Origin of the sequence: Chloroflexus sp. MS-G (assembly GCF_000735195.1) — a bacterium.
In the GTDB taxonomy this organism is placed as follows: domain Bacteria; phylum Chloroflexota; class Chloroflexia; order Chloroflexales; family Chloroflexaceae; genus Chloroflexus.
Map to the genome: position 1 here is coordinate 39,398 of NZ_JPIM01000020.1, position 10,499 is coordinate 49,896.

The 10,499-nt window shown below is 56.0% G+C and carries 8 protein-coding genes; 6 read left to right on the forward strand and 2 right to left on the reverse strand.

Annotated elements, in window-relative coordinates; translation table 11 throughout:
- Positions 1–28 precede the first annotated feature (28 nt).
- From JE47_RS0105590 to JE47_RS0105610, 5 genes are all read left to right on the forward strand, one after another.
- The gene (locus tag JE47_RS0105590; RefSeq protein WP_031458805.1) at positions 29–1,393 is read left to right on the forward strand and encodes a substrate-binding domain-containing protein; all 1,365 of its coding nucleotides are present in this window, start codon (positions 29–31) and stop codon (positions 1,391–1,393) included.
- A 65-nt stretch (positions 1,394–1,458) separates the two neighbouring features.
- Positions 1,459–2,229: an ABC transporter ATP-binding protein gene (locus tag JE47_RS0105595; RefSeq protein ID WP_031458806.1), complete on the forward strand. Its 771-nt coding sequence runs from the start codon at positions 1,459–1,461 to the stop codon at positions 2,227–2,229.
- Positions 2,226–2,933, forward strand: coding sequence for an ABC transporter ATP-binding protein (locus tag JE47_RS0105600; protein ID WP_031458807.1), 708 nt, complete (start codon positions 2,226–2,228; stop codon positions 2,931–2,933). The genes JE47_RS0105595 and JE47_RS0105600 overlap by 4 nt, the downstream gene beginning before the upstream one ends.
- Positions 2,934–3,136: 203 nt before the next feature.
- Positions 3,137–4,612 carry a branched-chain amino acid ABC transporter permease gene (locus tag JE47_RS0105605; protein WP_031458808.1) on the forward strand — a complete coding sequence of 492 codons (1,476 nt, stop codon included), beginning with the start codon at positions 3,137–3,139 and terminating at the stop codon, positions 4,610–4,612.
- 3 nt (positions 4,613–4,615) lie between these two features.
- Positions 4,616–5,641 (forward strand): branched-chain amino acid ABC transporter permease, encoded by a 1,026-nt coding sequence (locus tag JE47_RS0105610; protein ID WP_031458809.1) that lies wholly within the window; start codon positions 4,616–4,618, stop codon positions 5,639–5,641.
- A gap of 180 nt (positions 5,642–5,821) precedes the next feature.
- On the opposite strand, the gene JE47_RS0105615 is transcribed toward JE47_RS0105610, so the two are convergent.
- Both JE47_RS0105615 and JE47_RS0105620 read right to left on the reverse strand, forming a co-directional pair.
- Positions 5,822–6,073, reverse strand: coding sequence for a hypothetical protein (locus tag JE47_RS0105615; RefSeq protein WP_031458810.1), 252 nt, complete (start codon positions 6,071–6,073; stop codon positions 5,822–5,824).
- A gap of 143 nt (positions 6,074–6,216) precedes the next feature.
- Positions 6,217–9,327, reverse strand: coding sequence for an SUMF1/EgtB/PvdO family nonheme iron enzyme (locus tag JE47_RS0105620; protein WP_236631145.1), 3,111 nt, complete (start codon positions 9,325–9,327; stop codon positions 6,217–6,219).
- Positions 9,328–9,651: 324 nt separating this feature from the next.
- Here JE47_RS0105620 and JE47_RS0105625 point away from each other — a divergent pair, with 324 nt between their 5' ends.
- Positions 9,652–10,062: a YbaN family protein gene (locus JE47_RS0105625; protein WP_051871073.1), complete on the forward strand. Its 411-nt coding sequence runs from the start codon at positions 9,652–9,654 to the stop codon at positions 10,060–10,062.
- The last annotated feature ends 437 nt before the right edge of the window (positions 10,063–10,499 follow it).

Below are 10,499 nucleotides of genomic sequence, written 5' to 3' on the forward strand. Positions count from 1 at the left end.
AGATGTCTATCAAAAAGGAGTTTCACCAATGCAAACTGTCCGTCTCGTCCGTCAACTGACTATCACCCTGCTGATAGTCTTCGTCCTCGCCTTGAGTGCGTGTGGCGGTGGATCAACCGCGCAGCCAACGACAGCGCCTGCGCCAACTGCTGCACCAACCGCCGCACCCGAACCAACTGCCGTACCAACCACAGCACCTGAGCCAACCGCAGCCCCGACCACGGCGGTATCGACCGGTGAACCGATTGTGGTCGGTCTGCTGACCGACAACTCCGGGCTGCTGGCAATTTACGGCCCAATGCTCGAACGCGGCTTTACGCTTGGGCTGGAGTATGCGACCAACGGCACCAATCAGGTTGCCGGACGCCCAATCAAGGTCGTGGTAAAAGATACTGCCAGCAACCCGGAAACCGGCGTTTCGCTGGCACGCGAGGCGATTGAGAGTGATGGAGCCGATGTGCTGGTTGGTTCACCCAGCTCGCCGGTGGCCCTGGCCGTCTCGGCAGTTGCTGCGGAAAACAAGATTGTTTACATTGCCGCACCGGCAGCAACACCAGCACTTACCGGCGAAAACTTCAACATCTATACCTTCCGCGCCGGCCGCACGAGTGTGCAAGACGCATTGACGATGAGTGCTGCGCTCTTGCAAACCGGTAAAAAATTCGTGCAGATTGCGCAGGATAACGCCTTTGGGCGCGGTTCAGCCGGTGCATTCTATCTGACGGTGAAGGCGCTAGGTGGCGAATTTGTGCTCAACGATACGCCTGAAGGTGTCGGTACCGTCTTTGCCCCACCGGATACCACCGACTTTACGCCATACATCAATCAGTTGCTCGACTCAGGGGCAGAAGTCTTAATCGTCACCTGGTCGGGTACCGGCTTCGTGCCAATGTTCCAACAAATGCAACAACTGGGCGTCTTCGATGTCATGACCGTAGCAACCGGTTTTGGCGATAACCAGACGATGGTGAACGGCTACGCTGATGCGATCGGTTCTGTGGGAGTGAGTGTTTATCACTATAGCCTGTTTGATAATCCGGTGAATAACTGGCTGGTTGAGCGTCACAAGGCCGTATACGGCGTGCCACCTGATCTGTTCACCGAGAGCGGTTTCAATGCGGCGATAATGCTGGTGAAGGCGCTTGAGAAGACCAACGGCGATCCGACTGCCGACGGATTGATCGCTGCTCTGGAAGGGATGACGTTCGATGGTCCGAAGGGTAAGTACACGGTACGGCCAGAAGACCACGTCCTATTACAGCCGATGACGCTGGTACGTCTGCTCAACACGACCGATCCCGATTTCAAGTTCTTTGAGCTGGTCACGCTCTTTACCCCAGAACAGACCGCACCACCTTGCGCAGTACCGGCAGCATTAGGACGCTGCAAGTAACAATGTGAGCACACCGCGCACACGTATTGGTGTGCGCGGTGCTGGTTGGCAATGAAGGAGTGTTCGTGAGCGAGTGGATCATTCAAACCCATGCGCTAACCCGCGATTTTGGCAGCTTACGTGCCGTTGATCACGTTGATCTGAAGGTGCGTAGCGGTAGTGTGCACGCCATTATCGGGCCGAATGGCGCCGGGAAGACAACGTTGTTCAATCTGATCAGCGGCTACCTGAAACCAACAAGTGGGCGGGTGATATTTCGTGATCGCGATATTACCCACCTCCCACTGCACAAGATGGCACATCTCGGCATCGGTCGTTCGTTTCAGATCACCAACATCTTTCCAACGTTGACCGTCCTGGAAAATGTGCGACTGGCTGCTCAGGCGCGTGGTGGCGACAACTTTCGTTTGTGGAAACCGGCAACACATTTGCGCCGATATACCGAGCAAGCCTACACAGCTCTGCAACAGGTCGGATTGCACGAGCGAGCATTACAGATCGCTGCCACCCTACCTCACGGCGATAAACGCCGTCTCGAACTGGCAATTTTGCTGGCCGGCGATGCCGAAGTGCTGCTCCTCGATGAACCAACCGCCGGGATGGCGACTGAACAGGTGCCGATCTTGCTCGATTTGCTGCGGCAGATTCGGCGAGGAACGAACAAAACCATCTTAATCGTCGAACACAATATGTCAGTGGTGATGAGTCTGGCCGAAACAATAACAGTTATGCATCAGGGGCGTGTGTTGGCTGAGGGTAGTCCGGCTGAGATCACTGCCAATCAGGTAGTACGCGAAGCCTATCTGGGAACGACCTTCACCGGAGGTCGGCAATGAGCGATGTACTATTGGAAGTTGAACATATTCACACCTTTATCGGGCAATTCCATATCCTGGAAGGGGTTTCGCTAAAGGTGCGTGCCGGGAGTATTACTGCCTTACTGGGTCGCAACGGCGCCGGGAAAACGACGACGTTGCGTTCCATCATGGGCCTGAACCCACCGCGTAGTGGACAAATCCGCCTGGCCGGTGAACCGATCCATGGGAAGCCAGCTTACGCCATTGCCCAACTCGGGGTTGGCTACGTTCCTGAACATCGCGCCATTTTTCGCGATCTAACTGTCGAAGAGAATCTTCGCCTGGCCGAACGACGACGCGGCGATCTGAGGCGACGCAGTGATTTTATTATGACCCTCTTCCCTGACCTAAAGCGGTTTTACCGCCACCCCGGCGGTAAACTTTCCGGCGGTCAACAGCAGATGCTGGCAATCGCACGAGCATTAGTAGCCGATAACCGTCTGCTGCTTATCGATGAACCAAGCGAAGGGCTGGCGCCGATTATTGTCGAGCAGATTATGGCCGCACTCCGGCAGATGGCGACCGAAACGACCATTTTGCTTGTCGAGCAAAACTTTGCGATGGCCGCCCAACTGGCCGACGAATACTATATCCTCGATGATGGTCGAAACGTTCAACATGGTCGGATGGCCGATCTGATACACGATCACGCTACGATCAACCGCTATCTGGGAGCAGGGTAGTGGTACATCCTGAGCGTATGGCGTGTGATCGCGGTCGGATTCGGTGTGTGTCAGGTAGAGAAGAAGTTAGTGCGATGGGTGAACTATTTGCCAATCATAGCCCGGATTGAAACGATAAAAACCTGACACCTGTGCTACCGAGGGGGAGACGGTCATTGGCTGAAAAAAACGAACAAAGCAATGCTGCAAGAATGAGGGTTGGCATGATCGAATGGATCAAGTATCGTCGTGGACTGATAATCGGGATTGGGGCAATAATTCTTTTTGCGTATTGGGCAACCACAACTTACGAGCCTAGGGTCCTTGCCAGTATTCTTCTTTCCGGGTTAACGCTAGGCGCGCTCTACTTTCTGGTCACATCTGGCCTCTCGCTCATTTTTGGCCTGATGGATGTGCTCAACTTTGCCCACGGCACGCTCTTTATGATCGGGGCGTATGTTGGCTTTACCCTTTACGCCAATCCACGCCTGCTGTTGAATACGGTGCCGTTCGTTATCGCAGTTGTCGCCGGTTGGTTGCTGGCTGGCTGGCTACCGGTGAAGCGAATCAGGACGCCAGGCTGGTTGTTCTGGATCGGTGCCGTTATCGTGGCAATGATGGCAGTCTGGGGCTTCGAGCTAGCGCCACTGGCAACCACAGCGCTTAGTTCTGGCGGACGGATACCAACCGAGCAGGCTCAGGCGCCGACCGCTATCTTCGTGATTCGCACATTGGGTCTGGCAGTGGCCGGTCTTATCGCTGGTATAGCGTTTCTTGTCGGTAAAGAGCACGCTCAACAACCATTGTCAGCAAAACTCCTCGTACCGCTTGGCATGCTTACCCTAGCACTTATCATTGCTCCAATCCGGCTGAGTGCCGAGGGCTGGCTCCTAAGCCTTAACTCGAACACTCGCTTCTTGTTAGCTCTCCTGGTTGGCGCCAGTAGTGGTGCAGCACTGGGGGGCCTCATGGAATGGAGCCTGATTCGCCCACTGTATAGCCGTCCGATCTATCAGGTCCTGGTTACGCTGGGCCTCGTCTTCGTGGGTACCGAACTGGTCAAAGCGATCTGGGGACCGGGTGGCTATTTTATGGAACTCCCTGAATGGTTTAGCCGACGCGGGCCAGGCTGTCCATCGCCAAACCTGATCGCCTGGCTACAAGATAACTGTGCGAGTATTGATGTGCTTGGACGTCCCTTTCCCAGCTATCGAGTATTCATCATTGCGCTTGGTCTCGTCATGTTCATCGGCACTGCCATTCTCTTGCAGCGTACTCGGCTGGGGATGATCATTCGTGCCGGCGTTCAGGACAGTGAAATGGTTCAAGCACTGGGGATCAATGTCCGTCGCGTCTTTACCCTCGTCTTTGCTCTCGGCGCCGGCCTGGCAGCACTCGGCGGGGTCGCTGCGGCGCCGTTTCTTGGCATCAGCCCCGGTCTCGGTCAGGAATTTCAATTACAGGCATTCATTGCCGTCGTGATCGGTGGCATGGGGAGCTTCACCGGTGCAGCGCTCGGTGCATTGCTCGTTGGCCTATCCCGCGCCTTTGGCGACCAGATTGTTCTGACCGGCATTCAACTGCCGTGGATGAGTGAAGCAATGTCTTTTTCACCCTCCATTGCCCGCGCATCCACCGTCTTAATCATGGCACTAGTGCTCCTGCTGCGTCCAGCAGGTCTGTTTGGCAAGAAGGAGTAGTTGATGCTGGCACGTCTCAAAGCACCACAATGGGCAGGCCTAAGCCTGATCGGTGGCCTGGTTATCTTTCCATATGTGATTGCCATGCTCACCGGTCAACCGGTTGACAGCGGCGTCCCCAAATTCTGGCAGGGTATGCTCATCCAGGTCTTCATCCTGGCCGTCTTCGCAATGAGCTACGACATCCTTATGGGCTACACCGGTATTCTCTCGTTCGGGCATGCGCTTTTCTTCGGTACCGGCGCCTATACGATTGGGATCCTGCTTAAGCACGCCGGCTGGGACCTCGGTTCGGCATTCGTGGCCGTTATTGTCATCGCCATTGTGCAGAGTCTGATCGTTGGTCTCCTCTCGTTGCGTGTGAGTGGCGTCTACTTCGCAATGGTCACGCTCGCATTTGCCCAGATGTTCTTTCTGCTGGCAGAGGCGACCGACTTTCGCCAATGGACGGGCGCCGAAGATGGGTTACAGAGTATCCCGGTTCCGGCGTGGATCAGCCCAACGACTGAACGGCTGCGCTTTTATTATCTCGCATTGGGGTTCGCGATTGCTATGTACCTCGTCGCACGGCAAATCGTTAACTCGCCGACCGGTCGGGTGATGATGGCGATCCGCGATAACGAAGTGCGAGCGAAGGTGCTGGGCTACAACACGTTGATCTTTAAGCTTATCGCTATTACGGTGAGTGGGATCATGGCTGCGCTTGCCGGTGCGCTCAATGCGCTGTGGAACCTCAATGCCAATCCCGCAGTGCTCAGTGTTGCCACCACTATCAATGCCCTGCTCATGACTATCATCGGCGGGGTTGGTTCGTTGATCGGGCCAATGCTCGGTGCCGGTGTTATCCAGTTGTTGGGGTACTGGCTTAATGTGCTCTTCGGCCCAAGCTGGCCGCTACTCTTCGGAATTGTTTACATTCTGATTGTGCTCTTCCTGCCTTACGGGATCGTCGGCACGTGGCGACTTCGCGGTACAAGCTGGCTTGAGCAGTGGCGTCGCCGCTGGCAGGAATTAACGGTACGGTCGTGAAGGCAGTCCATTGCAGCGATCACGAATGGATTACCACCGAGAGCACAGAGGGCACAGAGGTTTGATAAAACCCTCCGCACCTCTCCGTGCTCTCTGTGCTCGCTGTGGTGCATTCTCCTTGTAGCATTCGCAGCCGACGCTGGAAAGGTACCATTACGGGTCGTTTCAAACGTCGATGCGCTACGAAGTTCGAAACGGAGCGGCACTGATTTTACGCTTCTTCGGCTCGTAAATGTAGAAGTTCCGATACGTACCAGGGCGATACGTTTCGTTACGCAGCTCGTCTTGCAAGCGGAACAACTCATCTTCAACTCTAACCTCAAAACGGGCAACTTCTGCCCGCCCACGCTTTGCGCGCCGGGCGGCGCGGTAGGAAGCGTAGAGATTTTCAAAATCGTACACCTGCGGATACAACTGCCGATACGTCTTCATCACTGCACACTCACTTCATACCTTCCATTGCGGGTGGGGGACTAGCCGTCCCCCACACCCCCTGCTTACGATCGCATCGATCTAGTGAGGAGCAAAAACTCTTTACACTGTATCATGACAAAAAGTCAAAAAGACATAAAGACTCAGGAGAATAAACGGGCGAGACGAAAACCCCAATGGACGAGGCCGTAATCAGGGTTGTGGTAGAGGCGGTAGGCGCAACGCGCATTCGCAGCAGTGTAGTACCACGAGCCGCCGCGCAGCACAAATGCTCTATACCGTGTCAGATTGTAAAAACTTTCTGGTTCAATATCTGCTCCTAATGGATACGGAACATACCACGTACTACACCACTCCCAAACATTCCCCGCCATGTCTTCGGCGCCACAGGCTGCCGCACCGTGTGGGAAGATGCCAACGACCGAGGATTGGCCAATCTCACTGTGCGCAACATTTGCTTCGATACTTGATACAATACTCGATGCAGGCGTTCTTGTCAACTGCTCGCCCCATGGATAGGTGCGACGCCCGGCCCGCGGTGCACCTGCCGGTAAGACGACCGGATAGGCCGCCGCTCGCTCCCACTCGGCTTCGCTGGGCAAGCGCACTTCTTCACCTGTACTCAGCACCCCAATCGTATGGAGCCAGATGTCTACCCAGCGGGCAAAAGCGCTGGCCGCGTACCAGGTGACGCCCGCCACTGGCAGATTCCCCTCACCCGACCGGTAGCGGGCGCCAGACCAGACACTCGGGCGTAGCATGTCATCTGACAACTTAGTCCGCTGCCATTCTGCCAATACCTGCCGGGCAGCGTTTACCTCCGCCCGATCGCCGTGCCCCGCCAAGGCCTCAACGAAGCGCAGGTACTGCCGGTTGGTGACCGGAAAGCGGGCCAGGGCAAAGGGGCGGTTGATGCGGTAGATGAATTGCGGTTTTTCACCACCATGCAGACCCTCGTCATCGCCCATGCTGAACTCACCCGCTTCGATACGTTCGGCCCAGTAGTCGGCTCTGGTTGGATCGAGGCCGGGGCGGTCGTCATCCTCGCCGAGCCGGTCAAGGATCAGCGCGGCGCGGTTACGCACCACCGGATCGGGATGGGCAACCTCTCGCCAGGTCGGGGTGAGCGCGGCAAGCTCGCGGAGGCGGTTGGCTACCTCAACTCGCTGGGGGGTTAGCTCACCCACAGTACGCGCATTCGCTTCGTCCAAACCATCACCGGCCAGGATGATGGCTTCAGGATGGCCGGTTGCAAGCAATTGCCTAATCATGTGCTGCGCCGTCTCACGCGAGCCGCTGGTCGCTTCGTGACCAATCGCCAGCAGAATCGTCTCGCGCCAGCGCGGTTCTGCCCAGCGCTCGACCAGGCGGCGGACTTTCTCTTCCTTGTCACGCCCTTGCTCGGTGTAATAACGAGCAGCTAGGTATTCCTGTAGCGTGAAATGGGCAAAACTGAAGAGCGAGTCGATGTCACGGGCTTGCAGTAACCCGCTATGCAAGGCAAGCTGTGCGAGCAGCTCGCGGATATACGCATCACACCGCTCGTCATTCCAATCGGGGTTATTTGCCCGATAGACCGGCCGCAGCACCTCGCGGGCCTGAGTTAAGGTCACTTCACGCTGCTCCTTTTCGAGCATCGCCGCCGCCAACAACTGCAAGCGCAGACGCACACTGTCGTCACTCTCCTCGAACAGTCTGACCACGACCCCCGGCCGGTCGCGACTCAGTTGCGCCTTGCGCCAAGCTTCAATCGTCAGCCGTACCAGCTTTTCGTAGATTTTGGCCCGCTCTACCGGCAGCGGCTCACGCCCTTCGACCAACACCGCCATACTGGTCAATAGCAGGGGATTGGTCGCCATATCGAACAGCCGCGGATTACGTTCGAGACTCTGCCACAGTTCGGCAGCTTCCGGCACGAGAGTGGTGGGATCGTGATACTCATCTGCGGCTTGCTCTGCCGGTAAGCGTAGTGCCCGAAAGAGATTGTTCAGGAGACGCTTAATATCGTCTGCATCTAACGGACGCAAATGACGCTCGACGAATCCCGATAGCCGCTCACTCAACCCTTCAAACGGGCGACTGGCCAGCAGATAGCGATTATGCGGATATTCCCGCACCAGACTGTTGATCAGGTCGATGGTATGGCCGCGCTCCTCGGCATCGCCGGTCTCATCCAGACCATCGAGCATTAGCACACACCCACCCTCTTTGACCCAATCGCTCACCATGTTGGTCGGCAAGTCAGGTACATCGCGCCGCACCAGCTCGTCGAGGGCATCGAGCAATACCGAAGCCGGTGCACCGACCAGGTCCTGAGCCTGATACCGGTCGCGCACATACGTCATCAGTTCGGTCAGACGGGCGTAGATCGGGAAGGGGCAGCGGTCGGTGAAGAGTTCCAACCGTTGGCGGATGAGGTGCAGCCCTCGTTTGTCACGCCATGCCTGTGCCAGCACCAGCGCCCCGTAATGGAGCGTTGTCGTCTTACCACTACCGGCCCGCCCCACCAGCAGCAGCCGGGTGGTGGTCTGTTCAGGGTCTGCCGGTTTTTCGGATTTCGTCTTCGGCAAAAGGTTTGGTTCACTCAACAGGCGGAACACCGGCCGGCTGGTATCCACCGCTTTGTATGCTTCACGGCGCGAGTCATCTTTACCAAGCAAATAGGCCTGAAAGCGCTCGATCTGCTTGCGTTCAACCACGTACAGCGGAATATAGACCTGCTCGAGGTTCAATTCGCGCTGTTCACGACCCAAAGCCGGAATCTTCGCCATCCGGCGCATATCACGCTCCAGCCGCTGCAAGTAGCGCTCGCGGCCCGCAGGCGCCTGCCGTCGCCGCTTCTGATCTGTGAGCTGCCTTACAATCTCTTCCCTCTCCCATTCACGCTTTGCATCATATCGGATGTCTTGCTTCTGCCCGCCGATCAGCCGGTCAAACCAACGCACAAACCGCGTGCGCCAGGGTTCGATTACGGCAAGCGCAATCACAACGCCGATCAACACAACCGCTAGCCATGGATTCCCAGTAACAACCAGGTTGATCAGACATACGAGCGGTTCGTTGAAGCACCTGCCCAGCTCATCGGCAGACAACGCGCCAGTCTGGGGTGTTGCTGAAACAACCGGCGTCGGTGTGGAAGGCAGCGGTGTGGTCGCAGGCGGGGAAGGGGTTTGGGCGGCGGTCGGATACACGATGATTCCCGACCCCAACAACAACGTGCTCACCAACATGATCAGGATGGTACGTACAGGCATAGATGTCTCACCGTCGAGAATGAGTGATCAGCGACTATTGACGTTATTATACGCCAGGAATGCGGCAAAGCGGGTAGCAGACGTACCTCTAGTTCTGCCCCTCCTCTCCGCCAAAGGAGAACGGAAAGGAGAGAGTAGACGGGTTGGGGACCCGCTCCTACCGGTATTGTCGCGATCTTTGTTCTCTGACGATCTACCTTTGGCGTAATGGTATAATAGTTGAGATAGTATCTCAATAACCACGCAATAAGGCTTCACACGACAACGTAAGGCGAAATAGGTATTTGTCCGTGCAGTTGACTGTTCCATACGGAGGAATGGGTAATGAAACAAAACCGTTATGAACACACACAGCGCACCCGAAAAAACCTGATCCTTCGGGTTATTCTGCTGACCGTTGGCTCATTGGCGCTGCTTATCGGAACACTAGGCATTGTGGTTCCAGGTATTCCAACCACCCCATTCATCTTGATCGCGGCCGCTTGCTACATCCGCAGCTCAGAACGGCTCTATCGCTGGTTGATAGCAAACCGCTTTTTCGGACCGGTGATCACCACTTGGCGGGAAAAGCGTGGACTGACGCTTCAGACCAAAATCGTTACCTTCCTCCTTGTCTGGGGTTTGTTAGGCGGAGCAGCGCTGTTTCTGGTAGAAAGTATCTTTATGCGGGGTCTCCTGATCGGGCTGGCAATGGTGAAGACACTTGTCCTGCTTCGTTTGCGTACTGTTCAATGACCGGACAACGAACATCACGTACCCGCCGCCGATGCCTCCCAACCGCTGCGCCTACCTAGCGCGGCCCTCCGGTCTGTGTTCTAGGGCGAGTGCAGTGGAAGCCACGCCTATTTCAAATGTATGCCATAAGGGTGTGCAACATTTGCAGTTTCTGCTCTGTTCGACGAACGACCTGCCCAAGAACAGAGCGACACAGATGAGCATAATGCCTCCACTTGAAGCATAGCGTTTTTCATAATACGAAAATTAATTTCAATTATGGTACACAGAATACCGAAAGCGACCGCAATTGTCAAGAGGTAAGGAGACTATCCCTCACTGCTATCAAGAAAGTGCGCAAAAGTGCGCACAGTTCTCTTCCTGCCCCGACGTGTCTTGTTGACCACCGTCGTCTCTGACAGGCGTGACTTTCCCGACTACGGCGGGGGCCATCCCCG